The organism is Shewanella sp. SR1 (assembly GCF_020447145.1).
Lineage (GTDB): Bacteria > Pseudomonadota > Gammaproteobacteria > Enterobacterales > Shewanellaceae > Shewanella > Shewanella baltica.
In genome coordinates, this window is sequence record NZ_JAJAEF010000009.1 from 51191 (window position 1) to 77351 (window position 26161).

The window sequence follows — 26161 nt, forward strand, 5'->3', positions numbered from 1 at the left end:
CCAAGGGTCGCTTAGCGGCCCTTTCTTTTGGGCCAAATTTACTTTCCCTATCATACCAATCACTCGGTCTGACCGACTTAGTGCAAATTAGGGCCATAAAAAATGCCGAACTTAAGTTCGGCATTTTTTCTGATTCAAGACAAGGCGTTTAATGCAAAGCGCTTAATACTAGGCTCTTAACGCTAATGGCTTAAACCCGTTGCTTAATACTCGTCAATTAAAATCACTAAGCTGCAAATAGAGCTAAAGTGCCGCTAGTTCGGAGCAACGAGTCCATCTCAGCGATTACTCTTCTTCGCCGCCCGCAGCAGCGCCAAGACGCTCTTTCACTGCTGCAGTGATAGGGCTATCACCATGACCGTTTGCTTCAGCCCAAGCTTGGATAGTCATACCATCGGCTTCAGCGACACTCAGTTCCGTCACCGACAAACGTTTAGCCACAAACTCACCGGCATCGTTAGCACTCGCGCCGTAAGCGGTACGCAATAGACTTGCGCCATCACAACTGATGCCACTGTAAATCTGACGTAGCTTAACGCGGCTTTCTTTTAACTTTTTACGTAGGCGGTTTTTATCGTTAGCTTTTACGTAATCGCAAATACTCGCTACGAGTGGATCAACGCCCGCAATAGCAGGGGTTGGTACAGTGATATAGCTAAATCCAATTAACGCAGCCAAGGCTACAGGCATAAGACGCATCCGATACTCCTTAATACTTTCTTATAGTTTTATTATCAATTTTGTATGGGCTGCATCTCGTCTCTAAAGGGTATTGACCTCTTGGCTTTAGCTCTCGTTCGAAATCTAGGATAACGAAATAGGCTATCTCTTCTTTCCGTGAAAACTAAATGTCCGATATGATGCAATACGTTAGATAAACTGACGACCCATACACACAGGGTACACAACAGAGGCTGCAATTTAACATTTTTTTGCCAAGTTGATAAAGCGATATTCCAAACCATCCGCATTTATACTAGACAAAGATTCCGTTTCTTTCCAAGTTCCGTCATCCCAATGGGGGAAAAATGTATCGCCCTCAACCTCAAGCTTGATTTGCGTCAAATATAAGGTATCTGCGTAAGGTAATAACTCGGCATAAAGCTGTCCGCCACCAATCACCACTAACTCTTCACACTCGCCGGCGGCTTGTTTGGCTGCATCAAAAGAGGTCACACAGGTCACTCCCTCAATGACGAGATCCGTTTGACGTGAAATCACTATGTTATGTCGGTCAGGAAGGGGTCTACCAATGGACTCAAAGGTCTTACGCCCCATCACCACAGGCTTACCTAGGGTCATGGCTTTAAAGTGACGTAGATCTTCAGGAAGATGCCATGGCATTTTATTCTCTTTTCCGATGACTCGATTGTTTGCCATCGCGGCTATCATAGCAATGCGCATGCTCACTCCTGTTTTATTGAAATAGAATTATTGAATGACGGGGCGGGTTCTGAAATACAGCAAGCTCGGCATGGCCAGCCCCACAGCTAACGCCCCGAGAATAAAGACGGTTTTGAGGCCATTACTAATCACTTGTGCCGTCAGTTCAGGACTCACCTGAGACTGAGCAGTCAGTTGCACTAAGGCAATGACGGTATTAAAGGCATAAGTGCCTGGGATCATAGGTATAATAGCGGCGACAGCATACATTAAAGGTGGCGCTAAGTGGCGCTTTCCAAACCCTATCGTAATAACCCCGACGATTGCAGCCGCGGCAAAGGTGGCCCACTCAATCGGTAAACCAAACTGTAGCATTAAAGTACGCGAGCTATGACCAATGGCTCCCGCTAAGGCGCAATAGGGAAGAAATCGTTTAGGAACATTAAACACCATAGCAAATCCCACGGCGGGAATTGCTGAGAAAAAAGCATCGTGCAGCAGCGTTATCAGTAATTCCATCATAGGAAAATCCCGCCGATCTGCATTGCAATCGTAATGCCTATCACAGAAGAAACGGTCAGCAAGGTCGCATGGCCCCAACGGGAGATGCCAACATTCATATGCCCTTTCACCATGTCGGAAATCGCATTGATCATCGGAAAACCCGGCACCAGCATTAGCACACTCGCGGCCATAGCAGCCTTAGGCGTTTCACTCAATGCAAACACATAGCCAGTTTGAGCCAACATACTGGTGACAAAAGCCGTGACGGCAAAGTTAACCAATAAATTAAAATGCCGCTTAGCAATCGCTAAACGTACCGACATGCCCACAGCTGCGGCAAAAAAGGTAATCACACACGAGATAAGATCACCATTAAACAGGTGACAAAAACTGGCACAAGACAGGCCAATCATGAAGACTACTAAACTCGGTGGATAGGTTTTAGGCTCAATCCGCGCCAAACGTTTACGGACTTCGTTGGGGCCATACAGACCTTTTTCAGCCAATAAACAGATGCGTTGTAATTCACAAACTATGGTCATATTAATGCCATGCTCACGAATACGACGAGTCGTAGTGATACAGCGACCATGAACCAAACTGGTTAATACGAGGGAATTGGAGGAAATAGAGAGCTCTACGCTGGCAAGGCCTAAAGCCTGACCTAGACGCTGGCTGATTTCTTCAACTAAATCAGATTCTGCGCCGTAGGCCAGTAGCAGTTGTGCAGCACGCACAACTTGCCGAGTAATATCATTTTGAGTATCTGCGTACACGGAACTCTCAAAATTAAGACGGTAAGATTATCTCTGGTAAATAACTTCTACGTCGTAGTCGTCATCATCAAAGTCGTCGTCATCATCTTCATCAACATAGTCTTCATTCACAGAATCTAAGTTAGCTTGATGATAATTATCCCACTTGAACTCGACTTCACTGTCTGGGTCGATTTCATTGTCTTCTGGTGGCAGGCTCGCAATATAATCGAGGAGCTTTAATGCCAACTCATTAGTGCCGTCGCGGTTGTAGGCAGAAATAGTGTAAACGTCGCCTTCCCAACCCATTTCTTTAACGATGCGATCAACCTTTTGTTGCAGCTCTTCTTCAAGCAGCAAATCGGTTTTGTTAAAGACTAACCAACGTGGCTTGCTCGCCAACTTTGGAGAGTATTTCTCAAGCTCACCAACGATAGCGCGCGCAGACTCAACCGGATCGGTTCCGTCAATAGGCTCAATGTCGATGATGTGCAGTAGAATACGACAACGCTCAAGATGCTTTAAGAAGCGAATACCTAAACCCGCACCATCGGCTGCGCCTTCGATAAGACCTGGAATATCCGCGATCACAAAGCTTTGACCAGGACGTGGATTAACCACACCTAAGTTAGGCACGAGTGTTGTAAACGGATAATCAGCCACTTTCGGCGTTGCACGGGAAACCGCACGAATGAATGTCGACTTACCCGCGTTAGGCATGCCAAGCAAACCAACGTCAGCCAACAGTAACAACTCTAATTTAAGGCTACGAACTTCACCAGGTGTTCCTAACGTCTTTTGACGTGGGGCACGGTTAGTACTGCTCTTAAAACGGGTGTTACCTAAACCATGGAAACCACCTTTGGCAACCAATAGCTTTTGACCGTGGGTCGTTAAATCCCCAAGGACTTCTTCAGTATCATGATCGACCGCGCGAGTACCAACAGGAACTTTTAAGATCAGATCTTTACCGCTGTGACCGGTACAATCACGGCCACGACCATTTTCGCCACGTTCAGCCATGTGAAAACGTTCAAAACGGAACTCGATCAAAGTGTTGAAGTTTTCGTCAGCTTGCAGGAAAACACTGCCGCCGTCGCCACCATCACCACCATCAGGACCACCATCAGGTACATACTTTTCGCGCCTAAAGCTAACACAACCGCTACCGCCGTCGCCTGCTTCGACCCTAATTACTGCCTCATCGACAAACTTCATACTTACTCCTGGCACCACTGAATGAAGCAATTATACCGTCTAACTTCATTGGTCGCCAAAAAACTCGAGATACTTTGCTCCCAATCTTACCTGTCAATGCTCATTCTTGGTAATCATTTACCAACTCAAGCATCTACACGGCGTAAATAGAAGCACAAAAAACAGAAAGCCCCACCAATGGCGGGGCTTTAACAGTATAAGCTAGGTTCGAAAATTAAGCTTCGATGCTAATAAACTTACGGTTATTAGCGCCTTTAACTTCGAATTTCACTTTACCGTCAGTCAGAGCAAACAGAGTATGGTCACGACCAATACCTACGTTTACACCAGCGTGGAATTTAGTACCACGTTGACGAACGATAATGTTACCAGCTAGAACTGATTCACCGCCAAAGCGCTTAACACCTAGACGTTTACTTTCTGAATCGCGGCCGTTACGAGTAGAACCGCCAGCTTTTTTATGTGCCATGAGTTAGACTCCTATTATGCGTTGATAGCAGTAATTTTAACTTCAGTGAACCACTGACGGTGGCCCATTTTCTTGTCGTGATGCTTACGACGACGGAACTTAACGATAGTTACTTTATCGCCACGACCGTGACTTACAACTTCAGCAACGACTTTACCGCCAGCTACTAAAGGAGCACCAACATGCACTGTTTCGCCATCAGCGATCAAAAGAACTTGATCGAATTCGATAGTTTCACCAGTTGCAACTTCTAACTTTTCTAAACGAACAGTGTGGCCTTCGGCTACACGGTGTTGTTTACCACCACTTTGAAAAACAGCGTACATAGCTATTTTACTCCAATTCCTAACACGCGGGCTCATTCTTGGATGAGGCAGGGTGCTATAAAAACTTTATTGACAATGGGCGCGGAGTTTACGCGAAGAATCTAACTCTGGCAAGCCCTAATTAGGAAAGAATAAAAAAAGACCGGATTAACTCTCACATTAGTTGAGCTAGTGCTGTCATATGTCAGAATTTTAGGTAAAATTCATTTCATTATAACACGTGAGCCTAAACAGGGGCCGGTACGTAATGACCCCACAACCAGAGTCTACTATGGATTTAAACGCTATTCGTCAACTGGCTGACACTGATATGCAAGCAGTCAATCAGCTGATATATAAACAGCTTGAATCAGATGTCGCCCTAATTAATCAATTAGGTTTTTACATTATTAATGGTGGTGGTAAACGTCTTCGTCCTCTGCTGTCGGTATTAGCCGCACGTGCGGTGACCTACGAAGGCGAAGCGCATCTTAAGCTAGCGGCGATTATTGAGTTTATCCATACGGCCTCATTGCTCCACGATGATGTAGTCGATGAATCGACATTGCGCCGCGGACGAGAAACCGCCAACGCACTGTTCGGCAATAGCGCCAGCGTGCTGGTCGGGGATTTTCTTTATACCCGTTCATTCCAGATGATGACTGAACTCGACAGCATGAAAGTGCTCAGAGTGTTAGCAGATACCACGAACGTATTGGCCGAGGGCGAAGTCTTACAACTGATGAATTGCAACGATCCTGACACCACAGAAGAAAGCTATATGCGGGTCATTTATTGCAAAACCGCTAAGTTATTTGAAGCGGCTACTCTGCTTGCGGGTGTGTTAGCGGGTGCGACGCCAGAGCAAGAAACCGCCTTAGGTAACTATGGTAAGTATCTTGGTACCGCCTTCCAGCTTACCGACGATTTACTCGACTATACCGCCGACAGTGATGAGCTAGGCAAGAACATAGGTGATGACCTTGCTGAAGGTAAACCAACTCTGCCACTCATCTATGCCATTGCCCATGGCACAGACGAAGAGAAACACCTCATACGTCAAGCAATTGAGCAAGGCGATGGTACACAGGCCATAGATAAAATCGTGGCAGCACTGCACCATTGCGGCGCGTTAAACTACACCCAACAAAAAGCAATTGAAGAATCAGAGAAAGCCATCGAGGCATTATCGATTCTGCCCGACAGCGACTACAAGCAAGCCTTAGTTGCGCTTGCTAAAATTTCGGTCGACCGTAATCATTGATCGCTCGCTAGTTCGTGTTTAGCCCAAAGAAAAGGTCTTACTCAGTAAGACCTTTTTTATTGCCTCAAATCCGCAATCCTAAGATTAAACCTGCCAGCGGATCGGCGCTTCGCCCCGCTCAAGTAATAATTGATTCACTTGAGAAAAATGCCCACAGCCAAAGAAACCCCGATAGGCCGATAAAGGTGAAGGATGCGGCCCAGTGAGCACTTGATGTTGCGGTGCGTTAATCACTTGACCTTTTTTGATGGCATGACTGCCCCAAAGCACGAAAATAATCGGCTGTGTCTGGCGATTTAATAATTCCAGCGCGGCAGCAGTAAACACTTCCCAGCCCGCTTTAGCATGGGAGTGCGCCTTACCTTGCTCAACGGTTAATACCGTATTGAGCATTAAGAGCCCCTGCTCCGCCCATGCGGATAAATCCCCGTGGGATGGAATGGTAAAGCCCTCAATATCTGTCGCTAATTCCTTGTACATATTGGCTAAGGAAGGCGGCGGTTTAATACCGCGTTTGACCGAAAAGCATAAACCATGGGCTTGATCTGGGCCGTGATAGGGATCTTGGCCAATCAATACCACTTTAACCTTTTCAAGCGGAGTCATAGTAAAAGCATTAAAAACATCGGCTTCGGGGGGATAAACCACTTTCCCAGCCCTACGTTCATTGTCTACAAATGCACTTAGTTGCTGAAAATAAGGCAAAGCCCTTTGCTCATCGATAAATGTTTGCCATGTCACCTGAGTCACGATTTTACTTCCTCAATCCTATTATCGGGTTAGCTTAAAAGCCCTGCTGTAGAATGGCAAGTTCGAAGGTTATGCTTGTCGATAAGTGATACGGCTATGTTTGCAGTGTTTCGCTTTAAGACTTTCAATTTAAAACATTCGAATTTAAATGCTATAGTGCGCCCATTCTCGCACTGTCTAATACGCCATGATGATCCAACATTCTGATAAATTGATGCAACGACATCAAACGGGTTTCACCTTAATAGAGCTTGTGGTGGTCATCATAGTGCTCGGTATTTTAGCGGTAGTGGCCCTGCCAAAATTTATCAATGTGCAGCAAGATGCGCAAATCGCTACAGTCAAAGCCGCAGGCGGTGGCTTTAAGTCAGCCATCAATCTGGCGCGCTCCGTTTGGGCGGTAAAAGTGGGCTCAGGTCCAAAAGAAGACTTACCTGTATTTGGCACGGCGCAATCTGAACAAGTGGATTTCAACGCCTTCGGCTGGCCTGCACAGCACTATATCTTTGGTAATGAAGCCTCACCGTCACTTGATAATGTCGAAGACTGTATCTCTGTATGGGAAGTATTATTCCAAAATACCCAACCGAGTGTCTCGCGCTTAAATGTTGATGTGACAGAAACCGACTACAAAGCCAGTTATACCAATCCTGGCAAGTGCACTTATTTCTATCGAACAAACGACAAACTCTCGATCAGTTATGACTCCCAAACCGGAGTCGTCATTACCGACACAGATCCCAATAGTTAATGCCTGACGATTCCTTCTTACGTCAATTAAGTTAGAATCGAACTTTAATCTGTTACTTTTTAGAGTGAACGCCATGACCGACACGAGCAACACCACCATTTACGAACTTGCCGATCAGTTTATTGCCTTAGCCAATCAGCTAAGCCAACAAGAAGCAGATGTAGGTAAAGTGGGCACAGCACTCCGTTTTGCCGCGGCACGTTTTAACGCCTTCGAAGCCGCGATTAAATCAGCGGATCTCGGCGCCGAGAAAGAAAGTGCATTAGAATGGTTTAGCAGTGAATTCAAAGAAATGCTGAGTGACAACTTAGACGATCACATCGCGAATCCGCCAATTCTCCAAGACGCGGTGGCAGAACAAGCCGACAATTCAGTGCAAATGTTTAAAGGCTAAGTACGCCCTTCATGTATAGCGAAAACATAAAAAACGCCATCGATTGATGGCGTTTTTGTTTGTTTAAACAGATGACCTGCAATCAATAACTAAAGCGTGTATACCACACGGATCGCCAGCAGTATCAATACCACGCCAGACAACTTATCAATTAACCCTGCCTTTTCCCGTAACTTAGGCAACACGCTTGAGTGGGATAACAATAAAGCGATAAGCGTGTACCAAAGGCCATCGACCACTAATGGGGTAAAAATGATTAAGGCTTTGGCTGTCATGCTGTCGGCCACCATCACGAATTGGCTGAATAATGCGAGGAAAAATAGCATGATTTTAGGATTGAATAAGGAAATGGCGATACCATCACGGGCTGCGGTCAAGGTATCTGTCGCCTCCCCTGCGGCCAATTTAGCTTGCATACCGCCCTTGGAACGCAGCGCCTGAACTCCCATCCAAGCCAGATACAAAGCACCGAGAATCGCAATGCCATTAAAGACTAAGGGCGCCTTTTTAAGTACGACGGCTAAGCCAAGTAACGTCACCAGCGCATAAATCCCAATGCCTATTGAATGTGCCCACGCACAAACTATGCCCTTGCCCCGTCCACCGCCTAATGTATGGCGCACCACCATAGCTAAACTTGGGCCCGGCGACATAGCCCCCAAACAACAAATAGCCAATAAACCTAACCAAGTACTAAAACTCATTGAACACACCTTACGCCGAATAAAAAGGCCCCATTGATGTATATAAACTCTGGGGCCTTAACTTGTTTGCTATTCTAGCATTGCGCCATTAAGGCGTTAACGCTAATCAATCCGTTTGTCGATAAATTAACGGCTATTTAGGCTGATAAAAAGCACGGATATCCTTCACTAACTGTGTTAAGGATTCGGGCTCAACGTACATCATGTGTCCCGCTTTATAGTAATGCATACTCACACGACTATTATCTATGCCGTTATCAGCAAAGGTATTTTCGGTGGCAAAAAATGGCGTCGCAAAGTCAAAGTAACCGTTGCCGACAAAAATCCGCAGATCTTTGTTCTCACGCTGCGCTTGGCCAAGATAAGGGGCGACGTTGACATAGTGCATCTGCTTGCCACTGATATTCCAATTCCAACTCCGGTTCACATCAACGGAGAGAACGTTGAAAGGACGGGATAAGGTCACGCCCAAATCGTCATACAGATATTGATGCATGGCAGCCGTATAAGCGCCATCAATCCCATAACCTGATGGATCATCGTCGGTTGAGTCGCCGCCACTGTCGTAGTCTTTACCTGTGTAGCGGCTGTCTAAGCGTCCTATCGTCAAATCTTGCTCTCTGAGCAGCTCCTTAGTGTATCGACTGGCGCTCACGCGCAAATTAACACGATCTAAATAGTGCTCACTTAAACCCGTAAAGCGCGCCAAGCTTTGACGTACAGCTTGATATGCCTCGGGTGTTAAGCGGCTGCCTTGCAACAACGCGAGGGCATAATCTTTGATCGCAAACTGGCGCGCTTCCTCAATAAAAGCCTCCAGCCCTAAAGCTTTATCCGCAGCGCTGACTTTATTATAGTAAAAAGCCGTCGCCGCCATGGTCGGTAAAAAACCAATGTATGGTTGATTATTACCCGGCTGGTAGCGGGCATGACTAAAATCGAGAATGGATGAAATCAGCATAATTCCATTGACCGAAATGTCGGTCCAACCACCCTGCAATTCATTCACAAGTGCTGCCGCGCGGGTAGTACCGTAACTCTCGCCGGCCAAATATTTAGGGGAGTTCCAACGTTTATGCTCAATCAACCAGCGGCGAATAAACTCGGCAATCGACTGGGCATCTTCTTTCACGCCCCAAAAGTCAGCACCTTTTTTATCGCCTAAAGCGCGGCTAAAGCCAGTACCTACGGGATCGATGAACACAAGATCGGACTCATCGAGCACAGAGTAATCGTTTGATTCAATACGATAAGGTGCTGCGCCGTCATCCTTTGCATCCGGCACCACCACACGTTTAGGGCCAAATAAGCCCATGTGCAACCAGAGCGATGCCGAACCCGGACCGCCGTTAAAAATAAAGGTTACGGGGCGTTTGCTGCTGTCTTTAACATCGTCACGTAAATAGGTAATAGAGAAAATACTCGCCAGCGGTTCGTCTTTATCATCCTTTAAAATAGTCTCGCCACTTATCGCTTGATAACTGACTTTTTGCCCTTGAATCGTCATCTTATGCTCGGTTTTAACCACCTCAGGGACAAGCTTGTCGGCTTTATCTTCGGCCTTTTTGGCGGTTTCGGCATAGCTCAGGCTCGAGCAGAATACGATCAACGGCAACAGTAATAATGACCAAAGCGGCCTAGCCGACGAGCGTCGACGCGATAGTAAAGGTGTCATCTTACTTCCTTTTATTTTTGTTATAGCGGTAACTATCATCTTGCCCAGCTTACAAAGACTCAACAGCAGGCGCAAAACACAATTGCAACTGAATGCGTCAAAGGGCTGCACAAATGAAATCCCATAAATTCACGCTGATTTAAGCCGTTAACCGCTAAGATAAGCACGAATCTAAGTCTGTATTCCTAAGCCTCTATGGTTAATAAAGGCACGCCATTCTCCAGCAGGAAGTTTTATGAGCACTATTACTCTGATCAGTATTATCATTCTTTGTCTATTAATCGGCGCTATCTTGCTGCTGCTTTGGCAAAGACAAAAAGGAAAAACCATACCGCTGGCGGTGATATTTGTACTGGGATTTTTCGCCTTAGGACTCGGCGCTATTATTGGATTTGTACATAAAGGCGAGGATTATCAAGCCTATCAAAAACTGCAATGGCACACCTTAGCGCCCGAGCAAATTGCGCCTCTGGTTGCCCAAGGCTATACCGTATTTGTCGATATTACTTCAGATTGGTGCACCATTTGCCAAACCAATAAAGCCGAAGTCACCCACAGGGAAGAAATTGTGAATGCCTTAATGGCAGACAACATTATCCTGATGCAAGGCAACTGGAGTGAAGCCAACAAAACGATTGAAAGCTATATGCGCCATGAAGGTGTACCTGGTACGCCCTACAATAAAATCTACGGTCCAAGCGCACCCAATGGCATTCTTTTGCCGTCAAAACTCAGTATGAGTGATGTGCTGAATGGCCTTGCTGCCGCACAAACGAATCGCAGCTAACGAAAAAATAACCAATAAAAAAGGCTGCACTGCAGCCTTTTTGCTCACTTCACTTCAAATCTATAAAAGCCAAATTTCTTGAAAGGTGGGTTAGAAATCGCTTCTATAAATTGGCTTACTCATTAAAAACGGTAATTTACACGGCCATAGTAGAAGCCACCGTTGTAATCGAACGGCCCACTTTCATAGTAAACGCCACCGAGTTCGCCTAAGGTTCCGTCTTTCAGCTTTTGCGCTTTTTGGTCGAATAGGTTATTTGCTCCTACCGCCAGAGTTAAGCCATCAAATAACTCATAGCTCACTTCCAGATCTATGGTGACTGCAGCATCGGCCATTTCAGAACCCCAATCAGAGGTATCGTCAGCATGAGTCGCATAGTACTCACCGAAGTAGTTACCACGCAGTGACATGCTTAATTGATCCCATGACTGCGCCCAGGTCAAGGTTGCACGGTGTGCAGGAATACCATCTTCTAAACGGCGAACCTTGCCTTCATCAGTGGTTTCGGGATCGTATTTATCAACGCTGGTATCGGTCCAACCATAGGCAAGACTGAATTTAGCATTACCCGACAGAATTTCCGCATCATAGGAGGCGACGATATCGATACCTTGAGTCGTAGTATCAAAGTCGTTGGTGTAATAACTCACGCCTTGGATCAACTCAGGGAACTCAACGCCCGCTGCACGCAGCGCATCATAGTCTTTAGCTTCAACATCAATCTTACTCGACTGCGCAATACGACCCTCAACGCCAATGTTGTAATAATCGACCGTTAAGAAAAAGCTTTCGTATTCATACACTGCGCCTAACGCATAGCTTGTTGACTCTTCAGGCTTTAACACTTCCCCGCCATAAAATGCCGCAAGTGGATCGGTGGGTGGCGCAATAAACGTCTGGATCAGTTCACCTTCGATAATCGATGTCTGCGTGTTGACGACGTTTTCTTGACCCACTGTTGGCGCACGGAAACCTGTGCTGTGTGATGCGCGGAACGACAACTCATCCGTTGCGGAATACTGCAATGTCAGTTTGTAATTTAACGTATCACCAAAGGTCGAAAAGTCTTCGTAACGCAGTGCTAAACCGACTAACCAGTCATCACTTAAATAGGCTTCTAGATCAGTATAAATACCGATATTGTGGCGAGAGTTTTTACCCGCAGATTCTGGGCCAAAGCCTTTAAATCCGTGCGCACCAATATTGAAACCTTGGTTAGCATAAGGGCCAGCAATCCACGAGGCTTCATCACCTTGAGATATCTCAAACGACTCATTACGCCATTCAAAACCAGAAGCAAAGCTAATGTCTTCGATGCCGCCTATAGTAATGAAACGCGAGAAATCTAAGTTAACTGTGGTTTCAACTTGCTCATAGGCACCCGTATCGAAATCAGTCGGCGTGTCTAATCCCAGTGATGGATTTAAAGAGTTTTTAAGGCCAAAGCTGGCTTTGTTACTGCCCGTACCGGCACTGAAATCATAATTCCACTCGCCGATATCGCCTTTTACACCGGCGAAGAAAGACATATCTTCAATGGTGCCAGTGAACTGCGGCGTATAGCCACCAGGGAATATCTGGTTCATGGCAAAGCAATTTGGATCGGCAACCATCGCCTTGTAAGCATCAGTATCGAGTACGTTGCCGTCACTTCCATCAGCATTTTTAGGGATAGGCACAGCCGCACAAGTCGACTGAACACCATTAACCGCACCTACGAGTAAGTTTTGACCATCGTCATTGGAATACACGTTGCTACGATTTTGCGGGTAACGATAATAAAAACCACCCACGGCATCGCGGGATGACAGGTTACCAAAGGCATAGGCATGCATATTGGCATTAATGTCTAAGCCTGAGTTGATGAACACTGAGTAGTCATCATTGATTTCAGGATTACCCCATACTTGAGCGGGGTCATTAATCGCAGTATTACCCTGCTCTGCTAAGTTAGCCGCATCGGGACGCTGCACACTTCGACTGGTTGCATCCGCATTTTTATACTGGAAGCTTAAGTTAACAAAGCCATTATCTGTCAGCGGTAAACCAACATCGCCTTCGACTGTGGTTGTGGCACCGTCACCCTCGTAATATTCACCTTGGGTCACTGTGATGGAGCCACCATCGGAATTATCTTTTAAGACAAAGTTCATTACCCCAGCAATCGCATCAGAGCCGTATTGCGCCGCAGCGCCGTCACGCAGCACTTCGACTTGCTTCAATGCAGAACCAGGAATAACTGAAATATCTGGGCCTTGAGCACCATCGTTAATGCCACCGCCTTGGAACGCAATCACAGCTGCGCGGTGACGACGCTTACCATTGACTAACACTAAGGTACTGTCGGAAGGCAAACCTCGTAAGTTAACGGGACGTACTAAGGTTGCCGCATCACTGATGGGTTGAGCGCGCGAGTTAAACGAAGGTACCGATGTCACTAACATATCAATCATGTCAGTCGAACCATTCTTTTTAAGGTCGTCACTACTAATAATATCAATTGGAACGGGGGAATCGCCGATTGAGCGTGGTGCCGCACGTGAACCAACAACCGCAATCTTTTCCACGCCTTCATTTTTAACAGCAGCGTCTTCTTCCTCAGCCATGGCTTGCGGGCTAATGAAGCTACCAGACAAAGCTAATGTAATCGCCAAACTGACTGCACTTAATCCAAACTTCTGCTTCTTTGAGGTCATCATATTCATCCCAACTGCTTATTATTTTTTTAGAATACCTGACCTGCTTTATGCGATTCTCATCCCTAAACCTTGCAACTACGGTCAATACAAAGTTATTTTTTACATAACAAGAACATTTTTATAACATAAATAAGACAATATCCAATGTTAAATCAGACTTTTGAATGAATATTAGTCATTTCTCTTTTAGATCAGTTTGTTATAGGTAAATATTTTTTAAGGTACTGCATTGGGTAAAAATGCATTTCAGAGTGCTAAAAATGTGATCCAAAATGTCACCATAAAGAGGTAAGTACTCAATAGTTCAATCAAAAACACGATATATCGCGTTATACGACTTAAGGTATACTCAGGCAATACCGCCCAAACCTGAGTACCACAGATGACAAATGAGATTTCGGTCAATAATGAAAAATCGGTAGATAAGCATTTCTTACCGGAAAACCAGTTACTGCTTAACGCTGTCGGTGAAGGTATTTATGGATTTGATTTAAGCGGTAATGCGGTGTTTATCAATCCAGCGGCAGAACGCATGACAGGTTGGAAGAATGAAGAGTTACTGGGCAAAAATATCCATAACTGCCATCACCACAGCCATGCGGATGGTAGCCATTATCCCCAAGAAGATTGCCCGATTTACAACACCTTAAAGGATGGTATTACCCGAGAAATCACCCACGATGTGTTCTGGCGTAAAGATGGCAGCAGCTTCCCCGTGTATTACAGTTCCACCCCCGTTTACCGTGATAATGAACTGATTGGCGTAGTCGCGATATTTCGTGACATTAGTATTCAAAAGCAAACAGAGCAGTCATTACGCCAAGCATTGGCGCAAGTGCAGGCGCTCTCGGAGCGACTCGCCTCGGAGAATCATTATCTGCAGGCTGAACTTGCTGACAAAACGGGTGATGTGGATATTTCGGGCGCCAGTAGCGTGATCCGCCACATGATCCAGCAATTGCATATGGTGGCCAATACCGACAGTACTGTGCTCATTTGTGGTGAAAATGGCACAGGAAAAGAGCTCGTTGCCCGTAACTTACATCAACTCAGTCGCCGCAAAGACAAGCCGATGATCAGCGTCAACTGCGCTGCGTTTTCGGCATCTTTGTTAGAAAGTGAACTCTTTGGTCACGAGAAAGGCGCATTTACCGGTGCCACCAGTCGCCGTAAGGGTCGCTTCGAACTTGCTCACCAAGGCACGCTGTTCCTCGATGAAGTGGCAGAACTCAGTTTAGAAGCCCAATCAAAACTACTGCGGGTCATCCAAGAGCAATCCTTCGAACGCCTCGGAGGCAGCGAAACCATTCAAGTGGATATTCGCTTGGTCGCCGCCAGTCATCACGACTTACTCAAGCGGGTCGAGCAGGGATTATTTCGGATGGATCTCTATTACCGCTTGAATGTATTCCCTATTCAAGTACCACCACTGCGCGCGAGGATCGAAGATATCCCCGAACTCGTCAGCCATATACTGCACAGCTTGAATCGTAAGTTAGGCAAAAAAATCCGCGGTGTGAGCCAAAAAGGGCTGCAAAAACTCATGGCTTACACATGGCCGGGCAATGTGCGCGAATTGCAAAATATTCTCGAACGCGAAGCCATTCTATCCCAAGGCGATATTCTGCAGATCCATGCGATGCCGAGCAACAACCCCTTAGCTCAAGCACAAGGCCAAACCTTAGCAGAAGCGGAAGCCTTACATATAGAACAGACCCTTAAACGCTTAAACTGGCGAATATCCGGTCCACTCGGCGCGGCGAATGTGCTAGGCGTTCCGGCAAGTACGCTGAGATCGCGGATGAAAAAACTGGGGATCCAACGTCAATCGAGTGAAATATAACTCAAACCACACAAGCTAAAAGCACGATATATCGCCAATATGTGATATATCGTGACTACCACTTAGCTCGCATTGCAAAATAACCATATATATCATAAGGTTGAATCAGTTAAAACTTGGCCTAGCGCTTGCTATAGGGAGGCGAATCTTATTTAAGCCGTTAGGACCCTTTATGCCCAAGAGCGAAGTTACCCCCAATTCTCCAAGTGTGAATAAGAGTGTGAACGCGAAACCTTCCTCAGTCGAGCTGCACATTCCGATTAAAATCCTCTCCAGCGAAACTGCAACAGGGAGCAATACGCCCTCTGGCAACATCCATTTTCGTGAGCAGAAAGGTGATTTTCAGCGCCTGCGAACCATGATGAATAGCCTGCTGATCGTGCTGTTTTTCGCCTTGCCGTTTATCTCAATCGATGGCCGCCAAGCGATATTGTTAGATATCAGCCAGCAACAGTTTTTCTTCTTTGGCATCACGCTATGGCCGCAGGACTTTACCCTACTCGCATGGATTTTTATCGCCGCCGCCTTCGGTCTGTTCTTTATTACCGTATTCTGGGGCCGCGTTTGGTGCGGCTATCTTTGCCCACAAACGGCGTGGACCTTTATCTATGTGTGGATTGAAACGCGCATCGAAGGCAGCAGCAACAAACGCAAGCAACTAGACAAAGCGTCTTGGTCTGGCAGCAAAATAGGTAAAAGAAGCACCAAGCACTTACTTTGGGGTCTCGCCGCCCTGCTCACTGGCTGTGGTTTTATCAGCTATTTCATTCCCGCCAGCGAACTCTATATGGACATATTGACGGGTAATGCCAGCTTTTGGGTGACTAGCTGGGTCTGGTTTTTCGCCATTTGTACTTATCTGAATGCGGGCTGGATGCGCGAGCAAATGTGTCTACATTGCTGCCCCTATTCACGTTTCCAAGCTGTAATGTTCGATGCCAACACTAAAACTGTGACCTATGATGCACAGCGCGGTGAATCCCGCGGCCCACGTAAACGTAAGCAAGAAACCAATCTCAGAGAGAGTAATCTTGGTGATTGTGTTGACTGTAATTTATGTGTCGAAGTGTGCCCAACAGGAATAGATATTCGTAACGGCTTGCAATATGAGTGCATCAACTGCGGTGCCTGTGTCGATGCTTGTAATGAAACCATGTTGAAATTCGATTATAAACCGAACCTTATCGGCTACATGAGTGAGAATGATCTTAAGGGAGTCAGCTACTCCTATTGGCGCTCGCCGCGATTTTTAGGCTACGGCGCAGCGGTCGTGATCATGCTCATAGTGATAGGGTTAGATTTGAATAGCCGCAGCGAGATCCAGCTTAACGTGATCCGAGACCGTCAGAGCCTGTACCGCGAAACGGCTGACAATAAGATTGAAAATACCTATCAGCTGAAGATCCGCAACAAAACGCAGGACACTAAGCAGTATCAACTCGCCGTCGACAGTGAAATGCCCTTCAGCTTGATTGCCGATCCTATTATTACCTTGGCTGCGGGTGAACAAGTGGACTATCCCGTCACTGTATTAGCCGATAAGGATGCCATCCCCTCGGGGCGCAAAATGATCCAATTCTCGGTGACGGATGTTACACAGCCAAGCCAGCAAGTGAGTCAAGAAACTGGATTCTTCAGTCCCTAGGCTTTTAGCGGTTAATATCGGTAACCGTCTACATTAACCGCTAAATCGGCGCTTGGGGAGTCAACCCAAGCGCCGTTCTAAATCAAACACTCATCCCCAAAAGACAGTGTGTTTCTTGCGATATCTTTAGCGCTTCTTCGTTCAATAAAATCCAATCTTAGGCATCTATTAGCAGTGGCTGCAATCCATCAGGTATTCGACGTTACGCAAAATAAGCTTAAGCAAAAGCAAATTGAATTCTTATAAACATATCCATTACAAAATCTCGAATGCTCTCCACTCACGCACTATTTAGTGCTTTATCGATGACACGATAATTACGCTATCGTTAACGCCTAAGTTTTAGAGTAAAAATACTATTTGTTACATAAAGATACCGTTATTGGCATAGCGATGTTTTTCGCGATAAGCATTGACCTCTAGTGCTAACACCCTCTAATCTAAACACCTGTTTAACTCCAGAATAATAACAACTAATAAACATCATCTTTGAGGTAGTTCAGCATGGCATACGATCAAGACTCTCAACTCAAACTAGACTACTCATCACTGGTCGATCTGATCGAGAAAACCAGCCTACGTTATGGCGATAAACCCGCCTATGCCTGCCTTGGTAAAACCAGCAGTTTTAATGAGATAGAACGCGATTCTCGTTACTTTGCCGCCTATTTACAAAATAAGACCACACTCAAACCGGGCGATCGCATCGCCATTCAATTGCCCAATATCACCCAATTTGTCATCGCGGCCTACGGCGCAATCAGGGCTGGGCTAATCCTTGTTAATACGAATCCTTTATATACCGAGCGCGAGCTTATTCATCAGTTCAATGATTCTGGTGCTAAAGCGCTCGTGGTGTTATCCGACCTATTGCCGACCTTGGCCAAAGTCATCGACAGTACTCAAATAGAACTCGTCATCTCCACCCATCCTTTAGATTTGATCGATCCGCATGTGCAGCCAAAAACAGGGCTTAAGAATGTCGAGTTTTGTCAGATTTTAAAGCAAGGGGCTGACCTTCCTTTTAGCCGATTTATCTCAAATCTTGACGACCTCTCGGCGTTGCAATACACAGGTGGCACGACAGGATTATCTAAAGGTGCCATGTTGACCCACGGCAATATGCTCGCCAATGCGGCGCAGGTAAAATCCCGCATCGCGAGCGTGATCACCGAAGGGGAAGATATCTTTGTTGCGCCACTGCCGATTTACCATATTTACGCTTTTATGGTGAACTTAGTGCTGTATTTCGAGTGCGGCGGTTGCTCGGTATTAATTCCAAATCCGCGTGATATTAGTGGCTTAATTAAGACACTCGCCAAATACCCCTTCACGGGATTTGCAGGCCTCAATACCCTGTTTGTCGCCCTATGCCATCAACCCGAGTTTAAAGCACTGGACTTTAGCCACTTAAAAATCACTATCTCGGGCGGCACTGCACTCACTGCCGCAGCGGCGAATATTTGGCAACAGACGACAGGCAATATGATCAGCGAAGGTTATGGATTATCTGAAACTTCGCCAGTGATTTCACTCAATGCGCCCGGTTATCAAAAACTTGGCACTATTGGTAAACCTGTGATTGGCACTGAAGTTAAACTCTTAGATGAAAACAACCTTGAAGTGCCCTTAGGTACAGCGGGAGAATTAGCCGCGCGTGGCCCACAAGTGATGCGGGGTTATTGGAATAATCCGCATGAAACCGTCAACGCTATGACTCCAGAAGGTTTCTTTAAAACCGGTGACATTGCCATAGCAACAGCGGAAGGTTTCCATCAAATTGTTGATCGCAAAAAGGATATGATCATAGTCTCAGGCTTTAACGTTTATCCCAACGAGGTGGAAAACGTGCTGGCGAGCCATCCAAGTGTGATCGAATGCGCCGTGGTGGGAGTAAAAGATGAACACTCGGGCGAAGCGGTTAAAGCCTTTATCGTGCTCAAGGATGATAGCCAAGATCATCAACAGGCAAAAGAGGCCATTCTAACCTATTGCCGTGAGCAATTGACCGCCTATAAATTGCCAAAAACCATTGAATTTATGACGCAATTGCCTAAGAGTACCGTAGGTAAAATTCTGCGCCGCGAGCTAAAAGATAAAGCTTAGAGACCGCACTTAAAGTGCCGTACTTAAAGACAAAGCTGATTAACAGAGCTTAGAGACAAACGCACAATAAAAGACCCAGTGAGCTAGCTTGAGCGTTTCGGCTAGCAACTGGGTTTTATTTTACTTAAATGGTCTCATTCAAGGCGCTGGCATTGGCCTCTTCGGTTAACAATTGCAGACTGGCAAATTCACGATATAACGCATTGGATTGCATCAACTCTTGGTGGCGTCCGCAGGCAACAATCTCGCCCTTATCGAACACAAAAATCCTATCGGCATTGATCACCGTCGATAAGCGATGGGCAATAATTAAGGTGGTTTTACCCGCCATCAATACATCCAGCGCTTGCTTCACTTTCTGCTCGCTTACCGCATCTAAAGCGCTGGTCGCTTCATCGAGTAACAATATGGGTCTGTCGGCTAAAATCGCCCGTGCAATGGCGATCCGCTGTTTTTGTCCGCCTGAAAGCCGCACGCCACGCTCACCTAAATAGGTTTGATAACCGTCAGTAAACTCGCTAATAAACTCGTGGGCACGGGCTGCAATACAAGCATCAATCACTTCTTGCTCAGTCGCATCGACTCGGCCATAACGCACGTTTTCAAGTACGCTGGTCGCAAAAATCACTGAGTCCTGCGGCACCAGAGCAAACTGCGCTCTTAGGTCATGTGGCAAAAGCCTGGCTATATCAATTCCTTCCAGTCGAATACTGCCAGCGCTAGGGACATAAAAGCGCTGCAATAACTGGAACAAGGTACTCTTACCCGCGCCACTTGGGCCGACTAAGGCGACCCGCTCACCCGCGGCAATAGCCATATTGAGCTGTTTTAGCACTAAGGCATCATGCTCTGGATAGGCAAAGTTGAGTCCTTCTATGACTAACTCACCACTGACCTTGGCGGGTAAAACAATAGGATGAGTTGCAACGGGAATATCCACTAGCGTTTCAGCCAGTTCAATTAAACGCTCGGCGGCGCCAGAAGCCCGCTGGATCTCACCGATCACTTCGCTAATCGTCGCCACAGCGCCTGCAACCATCACAGCGTAAAACATAAATGCGGATAGCTCGCCGCCCGTCATCTTACCCGCCATCACATCGTGGGCACCGACCCAAGTCACCATAGCAATCGCCGCGATACTTAAAAACATCACGGTTGAGATCAGCAAGGCACGGTAACGGATCCGCCCGCTTGCCGCAGACATCACATCTTCGACGCGGGTATTGAATAAGCTACGGTCTTTATCTTCATGACCATAGGCTTGTACCGTATGTATTTCATGAAGTGTTTCATCCACATAAGCGCCGAGATCGGCAACCCTGTCTTGGCTTTCTCGCGCCAGCGTACGCACTTTACGGCCGAAAAAGATCACAGGTCCCAACACTAAAGGTACAGCCAATAACACTAATAAGGTCATCTTAACGCTGGTGATGCCCATCATGACTAAACCACCAAGTACCGTCACACTTGAGCGCAATGCCATAGATAAACTCGAGCCCACCACGGTTTGCAGCAAAGTAGAGTCGGCGGTAAAACGGGAGATCACTTCACCGGTGCGCACTTTAGCGTAAAAGGCGGGGGAAAGTTTAAGCAGTTGATTGTAAACAGTTAGACGAATATCGGCACTGACCCGCTCGCCGAGCCAAGTCATTAAATAGAAGCGGCAAAACACCGCAGTGCCACTGACGGCGGTAATCCCAAGCACTAACAGTATGATTTCATTCAGCCGCTGCGCATTGTCACGCACAAAGCCTTCATCAACCATTAAGCGCACACCTTGGCCCAATGATAGCCAAGCGAGTGACCCTATCATCAAGCAGATAATCGCCGCGACGACTTTCAGTTTGTAGGGTTTAAGAAAACCCATAATCCAAGGCAATACGGATCTTTGCTGCGCTGAGGTTGGTTTAACCTTCGAAGCATCAGCGCTTATTGTAGGCGTGACTGGAATTAACTTTTCAGGCAATGGCTCTGCGCCCGCTTTAATGGAGTTTGGTGATTTGGCTAATTCGACGGTCGGCTCTGTCACGGGTGATATCCTTCGGTAGGGAACGGCAATTCAAGCATAACATTCGCCTGAACTGGGTATCAGCAAGCCGTTAACCGCGCAGCTTTGCTTAAAGCATATCAATTAGATGCTACCTGTTGCGGGTAAATTCAAGGGCAAAGCGTGGTTTTACTCAAAAGAAAGCATAAAAGAAACCCGCAGCGAGTGCGGGTTGGTTTTATTGCCATCGCTTAGCGCGACTTAAGCGACTTGCTGGTTTTCTGGCGTTTTGGGCGTGCCATGGTGGCCATCACGCTTCCAATCCACATCTAACAACTCTGCGCCGCTCAGGCTAAATGCTTGGCCAAAACCTTTCACATAAAGACCCTGATGGGGCGCGAGCTTGTATAAGTTAAAATCGGTTAATGCCGCAAGGTTATCGGACATTTCGCCAAAACGGGCCGACAACACACCAACGCCCTTAATGAAGGCTGGCGTATCACGGGGCACGGTCTCGGCAATTGCATCAAAGGTCAAACGCTTGCGGGCAAAAACCGATTTGGCCGCGGTTTCATCTTCAACAAGCATCACAGAGACCTTAGATGAGTGCTTTAAGTTATGACCATGACGGGCTAAGTCACTCACCAGAATATAAAAACCATCATCGGCCAGTGCGAAGGGTGCATAACTCGCATTCGGCTGGCCATCAATACCTAGCGTGGCCAGTTGTAAGGTTTCCCTTTGCTGTTTGAAGGCTTCTATCTCAGGTAAAAGCTTGTCTCTTAAACGTTGTTCTTGTTCGGTCATTTCAGGCTTCATTTGCTGTGTTCCTTAAATACTGTCGTTAATGCTGCAATTCAGAGGTGTGATTACACCGAGGCAAAGGCAGTTGCGAGCGCTTTAAATTGGCGAACTTGTTCAGGAAACAGCGCTCTTTGTTTATCGCGACCTAAATACACTTTGAACACGACCTCACCTTCGCTGCCGAAGAAGTTAATCGAATGGCTCTCGCTGCCTCTAAAAGGTCTGCTGATCAAAGCGATGCCACGCATGGCATCTAATTTGAGATGCCCGTGCAAACCGTCGCCCTTGCTGTAAAGGTTGTAATAACCATGGGCATATTTTCCCTCGGGAAAATCCCCTTTAAATTCAAATACGCTGCCCGATAACATCACAATAGTGGTTAACTTTCCCCATTCGGGTAAGGCTTGTAGTAAGACATCGAGCTGAGTTAACGGCACAAACACCACTTGTTCGGGCGGCAGGGCGGCAACGACTTCGAGCTCGGCAATGCCTAATTCACTGGCGAGCTGCGCTGGCATCAAATCAGCTTGTTGCTCAAATCGTTGTCGCAGTTGCGCCTGTTGCTCACTTAGCTGACGTTGCTCAGAGCCTAAATCTGGCGCGACATCGAGCTCGCTATCGAGTGTCATCTTCATTTTACTGTCTCCAGCGGTAATGACTATTGAGTGGCTTGGCATTAAACGCTGACTCCCGTTTACCGCTTGCTCAGATTTAACACTCAGCATTTGCCGAAACGGAAGTCAGCACTTTAATGCAGGGCTTAGAACATATAGCGCGCCGATAACTTCATATTACGGCCCGGTTGATACAAGGTTTGCCACGCTTGTTGGTACTTTTCATCGCCGATGTTTTCGATGGCGAAATCCACTCTCACACCCGCCATCGCGCCCATAGTCGGCTCCCACGCAACATACACATCCCATAGGGTGTAATCGTCGTATTTCGCCACTTTGAAGCCATCAGGCGTATTCGACTGCGTCGCCACATAAGTGACGCGAGTGCCGAGTTTCATGTCGCCTTCCATAATGCCTTGGGATAAATCAACGTTAAATTTATTGGCGGGTATACCTTCAATATCGCCGCCATTTTTACGATCTTCACCATGGGTTTGGCCATAATTCATCGCTAAGCGAGTTTGGCCAATTCGGTAACGACCGCTAATTTCAAAGCCAGTTAAACGCGCATCTTCGACGTTATTCCATGAGGTCGTTTGCTCGAACCCAGGAATACCATGCCAAGGATTAGACACTTGCTGCACGATGAAATCGTCCACATCGTTACGGAAGATGTTGAACGTCAAAGCTAATTCATCATCACCGGCTAACTCACTGAAACGTAAGTCTGCTTTGATTTCTTTGTTGCGGGCTTTTTCAGACTTTAGATCCGGATTGGTCGCAAAGGTGTTGCATAGACCTTGGGGCAAAAATCCCGGAATAGGTGGAATGCAGTAATGGGTGCCGCTAGAATACATTTCCTCTACCGAAGGTGCGCGGAAGGCTTGATCGTAACGGGCACTTAAGGTCAACCAAGATTGAGTCTGCCAAACTAGCCCTAGTGATGGCGATAACTCATTATCATCGGAGGATAAATTGAGGTTGTTACTGTCATTTTTAAAGCTGTCATAACGCAGACCCGCATCCAGATTTAATGTCTGAGTCAGCTCAATATCTGCCCGCGTAAAAGCGCCCCATACTGTGGTTTCACCATCGATATTTCCCGGACGCTGGCCCACTTGACCCGAATCATCACGCGTCGTTTCTATGGTATCGCGAAAGCCATCAACGCCGTAGGTCAACAAAGTATTGCCCAAGCGCGAACTGTTATTGAGGTTAATGCCCACAGTGCGATACTCAGTGCTGTCTAGCTGGCCCTTAGTAATACGGTCTTCATCGTAGTCGGTACTGTTCCAATACACTTGCATCTTAGTATCTAGATACGGGTTATTGGCAGGATTAAAACTGTAATCTAAAGTGATATTTTGATCGTCTGTCTTGCGACGCACTAAAGGTATTGAATTACTGGCTGCCGCAGAAGGATTACTTGGCACTAATTCATTGATCTTATTGACTCTCGCCGATAACTCTAAGCGTGACGCCTCATCGGCTTGCCAACCGAATTTAGCTAAACCACTGCTGCCATGGGATGAACTGTTGCTTAGGGTTTCGTCATTACCGGTTTTTATATTGTTTGAGTCGGTGTAAGAGCCGTTTAGTAACCAATCGATACTGTCTTGTTGACCATAAATCGCGCCACTGGTTTTAGTGCGCGAGCCATTGGTTTCATAACCTTGTTTGAAATAGCCACCAAAGGTTTCATTGGGCGCTAAGAAATCCTGCGCTGACTTAGTATTTTGCGCGACGACGCCACCCAGTGCGCCACTGCCCCACAAACTACTGGCTGGACCGCGCAGCACTTCAATGGATTTCAGTAACTCAGGGTCCATAAAGTAGGTAGCTCTGTGGCCAGAGCCGGTATTTTGTCTTGCTCCGTCAATCGTCTGCAGTACTCGACTGCCACTTAAACCACGGATTTCAACCCCTTGAGATGAAGCTCTTGGGCCATTCGTCAGCGTAATATTCGCCTCGTTTTTAAGGGCATTAGCCACGGATGATGCTTGAGCTACCGCAAGTTGCTCTTCACCCACCACGGCTACGCTGCGGCTGGTTTCGGAGGCTTTCTCGCTGATGCGGGTTGCACTCACTAACACTTCATCAAACTCTGTCGTAACGAGTTTCTTATCCGCATCACCTTGAACAACAGGCTTAACATTTTCTTCTGCCGCTAACGTAAAACTTAGGGCCGTACTGCTCAGTGCTATCGCCATGGCGATCACTAACGGCTTTTTCTTCATCTCTTCATCCTCAAGTGATAATCAGCTGTTCCCGTGCAATTCAATACTGAGCCCAGACTCTCTTTCCAGACACCAATCCTTTTGAGATTGAGTCTGTTACAGATGCTCAATTCCAGATTAGGCTCTTTCAAACTTGAGCCCTTTCCAGACAGAGTCCAAGACAATCAGTACCCATAAAGTAGGATGAATTACCGGTTTAGCTGTTTTTTTAAGCGCTCATTCGAGCTATTGCAGGCACTCTACCTGAGATAACAAAATAGATCAAATGCAAATCATTATCATTTGCGATCTTGTTTATATTGAGATATCTTAATTAGCGAAGATAAATGAGCAGAAGTGCTTTATTGGGAAAAAGAGGTTGCTGTGACACCGAAACGATATCTTGCCTTTGGCGCGTTAACTGTTGCCATCCAAACGGGTGTTATCGCCTCGCAGCCTGCTATCACTATGCTGCAAAGCGCCCAAGCATCGAGTGCAAATCAAGCATCGAACGCTCCCAGCGCGAATCGTGTCACCCTCAATTTTTCTGCTGCGACAAGCACAACAAGCAGCAGTGTCGAGCCCATAACGCAAGCAGAATCCAAGCTAGCAAGCGTAAACAGCACAGTGCGAAAAGTATCAACAGCAGAATCTGTCGATAAGACGGTTATCGAGGCTGTAGAAAAACCCAAAGCTGATCAACGAATTGACAGCCAGTTAGCTAAGAAACCTTCTATCGCAAAACCTACTGCTAAAAGTTATCCAGATACAGATCCATCAGCGACGAACGCTTTAGCACATAAGCGACCCGAACATGTTGAACAAGAATTAGAGCTAAAAACAGAGCCCAAAACAGCACAAGAACCAACGAATTTAATCGCTAACGCAGCCGAACTAGATGCAAAAGCGACTCAAAATGTAGACAGTGCAGCCGCTGACAATGCCCCATTTAACGACAGCCTCCAAACGAACATAGTGGAATTAGCCAAACCGCTGTTTGCTACAGCGCCACCGCAACCGACTTATCCGCGAATAGCACGTAAGAAAGGATTCGAAGGAACTGCAACCATAGAAGTGATGTTTAACGAACTTGGCGAGCAACTGGCACTGACGTTAGTCACAAGCTCAGGCTTCAGCCTGCTAGATCAAGCAGCAATCGCTGCGGTTGAAAACTGGCAATTTGCGGCGCCGACGCCAAGGTTAGCGAGTCACTACAAGGTCAGAGTGCCTATTCGTTTCGCGCTTAACTAGCGGGCCTCAATCTTATCGCTGAAAAGCTAGCCATAGG

23 protein-coding genes are annotated in these 26161 nt (G+C 46.6%); 8 read left to right on the top strand and 15 right to left on the bottom strand.

All coding sequences use genetic code 11. The features are described 5' to 3' along the window. Nucleotides 1-285 precede the first annotated feature (285 nt). From KV201_RS10440 to rplU, 7 genes are all read right to left on the bottom strand, one after another. Nucleotides 286-699 (bottom strand): DUF3718 domain-containing protein, encoded by a 414-nt coding sequence (locus tag KV201_RS10440; RefSeq protein WP_226059269.1) that lies wholly within the window; start codon nt 697-699, stop codon nt 286-288. 222 nt (nt 700-921) lie between these two features. Then, nucleotides 922-1404 carry a type 3 dihydrofolate reductase gene (gene folA / locus KV201_RS10445; RefSeq protein WP_226059270.1) on the bottom strand — a complete coding sequence of 161 codons (483 nt, stop codon included), beginning with the start codon at nt 1402-1404 and terminating at the stop codon, nt 922-924. A gap of 27 nt (nt 1405-1431) precedes the next feature. Next, complete coding sequence (locus KV201_RS10450; protein ID WP_226059271.1) at nt 1432-1905, bottom strand: threonine/serine exporter family protein; 474 nt, start codon at nt 1903-1905, stop codon at nt 1432-1434. Next, entirely contained in the window at nt 1902-2663 is a 762-nt protein-coding gene (locus KV201_RS10455) for a threonine/serine exporter family protein (RefSeq protein ID WP_107402474.1), read from the bottom strand. Before KV201_RS10455 ends, KV201_RS10450 begins: the two co-directional genes overlap by 4 nt. A 27-nt stretch (nt 2664-2690) precedes the next feature. After that, nucleotides 2691-3860: an Obg family GTPase CgtA gene (cgtA, locus tag KV201_RS10460; protein WP_006080528.1), complete on the bottom strand. Its 1170-nt coding sequence runs from the start codon at nt 3858-3860 to the stop codon at nt 2691-2693. Between the two features lie 214 nt (nt 3861-4074). Continuing rightward, a complete protein-coding gene (rpmA, locus tag KV201_RS10465) occupies nt 4075-4329 on the bottom strand; it encodes a 50S ribosomal protein L27 (protein WP_006080527.1) in 255 nt (84 codons plus the stop codon). 14 nt (nt 4330-4343) lie between these two features. Then, a complete protein-coding gene (gene rplU, locus KV201_RS10470; RefSeq protein WP_006080526.1) occupies nt 4344-4655 on the bottom strand; it encodes a 50S ribosomal protein L21 in 312 nt (103 codons plus the stop codon). A 271-nt stretch (nt 4656-4926) separates the two neighbouring features. On the opposite strand from rplU, the gene ispB reads away from it, so the two are divergent. Then, a complete protein-coding gene (ispB, locus tag KV201_RS10475; protein ID WP_226059354.1) occupies nt 4927-5898 on the top strand; it encodes an octaprenyl diphosphate synthase in 972 nt (323 codons plus the stop codon). 84 nt (nt 5899-5982) lie between these two features. Here ispB and ung read toward each other — a convergent pair whose 3' ends face one another. Then, nucleotides 5983-6648, bottom strand: a complete 666-nt coding sequence (ung, locus tag KV201_RS10480) for a uracil-DNA glycosylase (RefSeq protein ID WP_226059272.1) — start codon at nt 6646-6648, stop codon at nt 5983-5985. Between the two features lie 187 nt (nt 6649-6835). Here ung and KV201_RS10485 point away from each other — a divergent pair, with 187 nt between their 5' ends. Together KV201_RS10485 and KV201_RS10490 are read left to right on the top strand one after the other, a co-directional pair. Continuing rightward, entirely contained in the window at nt 6836-7399 is a 564-nt protein-coding gene (locus tag KV201_RS10485; protein WP_226059273.1) for a Tfp pilus assembly protein FimT/FimU, read from the top strand. Nucleotides 7400-7472: 73 nt separating this feature from the next. Beyond that, nucleotides 7473-7793, top strand: coding sequence for a DUF3144 domain-containing protein (locus KV201_RS10490; protein WP_226059274.1), 321 nt, complete (start codon nt 7473-7475; stop codon nt 7791-7793). A gap of 89 nt (nt 7794-7882) precedes the next feature. Here KV201_RS10490 and KV201_RS10495 read toward each other — a convergent pair whose 3' ends face one another. Both KV201_RS10495 and KV201_RS10500 read right to left on the bottom strand, forming a co-directional pair. Then, complete coding sequence (locus tag KV201_RS10495; protein ID WP_226059275.1) at nt 7883-8497, bottom strand: LysE family translocator; 615 nt, start codon at nt 8495-8497, stop codon at nt 7883-7885. Nucleotides 8498-8630: 133 nt separating this feature from the next. Continuing rightward, nucleotides 8631-10172 (bottom strand): S10 family peptidase, encoded by a 1542-nt coding sequence (locus KV201_RS10500; protein WP_226059276.1) that lies wholly within the window; start codon nt 10170-10172, stop codon nt 8631-8633. A 235-nt stretch (nt 10173-10407) separates the two neighbouring features. On the opposite strand from KV201_RS10500, the gene KV201_RS10505 reads away from it, so the two are divergent. Continuing rightward, the gene (locus KV201_RS10505) at nt 10408-10959 is read left to right on the top strand and encodes a thioredoxin family protein (protein WP_226059277.1); all 552 of its coding nucleotides are present in this window, start codon (nt 10408-10410) and stop codon (nt 10957-10959) included. Between the two features lie 122 nt (nt 10960-11081). On the opposite strand, the gene KV201_RS10510 is transcribed toward KV201_RS10505, so the two are convergent. Continuing rightward, nucleotides 11082-13658, bottom strand: coding sequence for a TonB-dependent siderophore receptor (locus KV201_RS10510; RefSeq protein WP_226059355.1), 2577 nt, complete (start codon nt 13656-13658; stop codon nt 11082-11084). 382 nt (nt 13659-14040) lie between these two features. Here KV201_RS10510 and KV201_RS10515 point away from each other — a divergent pair, with 382 nt between their 5' ends. The 3 genes from KV201_RS10515 (at nt 14041) to KV201_RS10525 (ending at nt 19252) form a co-directional block, all read left to right on the top strand. Further along, on the top strand, nt 14041-15501 hold the full coding sequence (locus KV201_RS10515) for a sigma-54-dependent Fis family transcriptional regulator (RefSeq protein WP_011846018.1): 1461 nt from the start codon (nt 14041-14043) through the stop codon (nt 15499-15501). 172 nt (nt 15502-15673) lie between these two features. Beyond that, nucleotides 15674-17146 (top strand): cytochrome c oxidase accessory protein CcoG, encoded by a 1473-nt coding sequence (gene ccoG / locus KV201_RS10520; protein WP_226059278.1) that lies wholly within the window; start codon nt 15674-15676, stop codon nt 17144-17146. Nucleotides 17147-17650: 504 nt separating this feature from the next. Further along, nucleotides 17651-19252: an AMP-binding protein gene (locus KV201_RS10525; protein ID WP_126491312.1), complete on the top strand. Its 1602-nt coding sequence runs from the start codon at nt 17651-17653 to the stop codon at nt 19250-19252. A gap of 124 nt (nt 19253-19376) precedes the next feature. On the opposite strand, the gene KV201_RS10530 is transcribed toward KV201_RS10525, so the two are convergent. From KV201_RS10530 to KV201_RS10545, 4 genes are all read right to left on the bottom strand, one after another. After that, entirely contained in the window at nt 19377-21281 is a 1905-nt protein-coding gene (locus tag KV201_RS10530) for an ABC transporter transmembrane domain-containing protein (protein WP_226059279.1), read from the bottom strand. 219 nt (nt 21282-21500) lie between these two features. Continuing rightward, on the bottom strand, nt 21501-22058 hold the full coding sequence (hutZ, locus tag KV201_RS10535) for a heme utilization protein HutZ (RefSeq protein WP_226059280.1): 558 nt from the start codon (nt 22056-22058) through the stop codon (nt 21501-21503). 50 nt (nt 22059-22108) lie between these two features. Then, the gene (hutX, locus tag KV201_RS10540; protein ID WP_226059281.1) at nt 22109-22720 is read right to left on the bottom strand and encodes a heme utilization cystosolic carrier protein HutX; all 612 of its coding nucleotides are present in this window, start codon (nt 22718-22720) and stop codon (nt 22109-22111) included. A gap of 83 nt (nt 22721-22803) precedes the next feature. Next, complete coding sequence (locus tag KV201_RS10545; protein WP_226059282.1) at nt 22804-24894, bottom strand: TonB-dependent hemoglobin/transferrin/lactoferrin family receptor; 2091 nt, start codon at nt 24892-24894, stop codon at nt 22804-22806. A gap of 363 nt (nt 24895-25257) precedes the next feature. Between KV201_RS10545 and KV201_RS10550 the strand changes: the two genes are divergently transcribed. After that, nucleotides 25258-26124 carry an energy transducer TonB gene (locus tag KV201_RS10550; protein WP_226059283.1) on the top strand — a complete coding sequence of 289 codons (867 nt, stop codon included), beginning with the start codon at nt 25258-25260 and terminating at the stop codon, nt 26122-26124. Nucleotides 26125-26161: the final 37 nt, after the last annotated feature.

Bases quoted from the DNA above. Each gene is read 5' to 3' on its own strand.
- KV201_RS10440 (WP_226059269.1), bottom strand. From the start codon at position 699: ATGCGTCTTATGCCTGTAGCCTTGGCTGCGTTAATTGGATTTAGCTAT.
- folA (WP_226059270.1), bottom strand. From the start codon at position 1,404: ATGCGCATTGCTATGATAGCCGCGATGGCAAACAATCGAGTCATCGGA.
- KV201_RS10450 (WP_226059271.1), bottom strand. From the start codon at position 1,905: ATGATGGAATTACTGATAACGCTGCTGCACGATGCTTTTTTCTCAGCA.
- cgtA (WP_006080528.1), bottom strand. From the start codon at position 3,860: ATGAAGTTTGTCGATGAGGCAGTAATTAGGGTCGAAGCAGGCGACGGC.
- rpmA (WP_006080527.1), bottom strand. From the start codon at position 4,329: ATGGCACATAAAAAAGCTGGCGGTTCTACTCGTAACGGCCGCGATTCA.
- rplU (WP_006080526.1), bottom strand. From the start codon at position 4,655: ATGTACGCTGTTTTTCAAAGTGGTGGTAAACAACACCGTGTAGCCGAA.
- ispB (WP_226059354.1), top strand. From the start codon at position 4,927: ATGGATTTAAACGCTATTCGTCAACTGGCTGACACTGATATGCAAGCA.
- KV201_RS10485 (WP_226059273.1), top strand. From the start codon at position 6,836: ATGATGATCCAACATTCTGATAAATTGATGCAACGACATCAAACGGGT.
- KV201_RS10490 (WP_226059274.1), top strand. From the start codon at position 7,473: ATGACCGACACGAGCAACACCACCATTTACGAACTTGCCGATCAGTTT.
- KV201_RS10495 (WP_226059275.1), bottom strand. From the start codon at position 8,497: ATGAGTTTTAGTACTTGGTTAGGTTTATTGGCTATTTGTTGTTTGGGG.
- KV201_RS10500 (WP_226059276.1), bottom strand. From the start codon at position 10,172: ATGACACCTTTACTATCGCGTCGACGCTCGTCGGCTAGGCCGCTTTGG.
- KV201_RS10505 (WP_226059277.1), top strand. From the start codon at position 10,408: ATGAGCACTATTACTCTGATCAGTATTATCATTCTTTGTCTATTAATC.
- KV201_RS10510 (WP_226059355.1), bottom strand. From the start codon at position 13,658: ATGATGACCTCAAAGAAGCAGAAGTTTGGATTAAGTGCAGTCAGTTTG.
- KV201_RS10515 (WP_011846018.1), top strand. From the start codon at position 14,041: ATGACAAATGAGATTTCGGTCAATAATGAAAAATCGGTAGATAAGCAT.
- ccoG (WP_226059278.1), top strand. From the start codon at position 15,674: ATGCCCAAGAGCGAAGTTACCCCCAATTCTCCAAGTGTGAATAAGAGT.
- KV201_RS10525 (WP_126491312.1), top strand. From the start codon at position 17,651: ATGGCATACGATCAAGACTCTCAACTCAAACTAGACTACTCATCACTG.
- hutZ (WP_226059280.1), bottom strand. From the start codon at position 22,058: ATGAAGCCTGAAATGACCGAACAAGAACAACGTTTAAGAGACAAGCTT.
- hutX (WP_226059281.1), bottom strand. From the start codon at position 22,720: ATGCCAAGCCACTCAATAGTCATTACCGCTGGAGACAGTAAAATGAAG.
- KV201_RS10545 (WP_226059282.1), bottom strand. From the start codon at position 24,894: ATGAAGAAAAAGCCGTTAGTGATCGCCATGGCGATAGCACTGAGCAGT.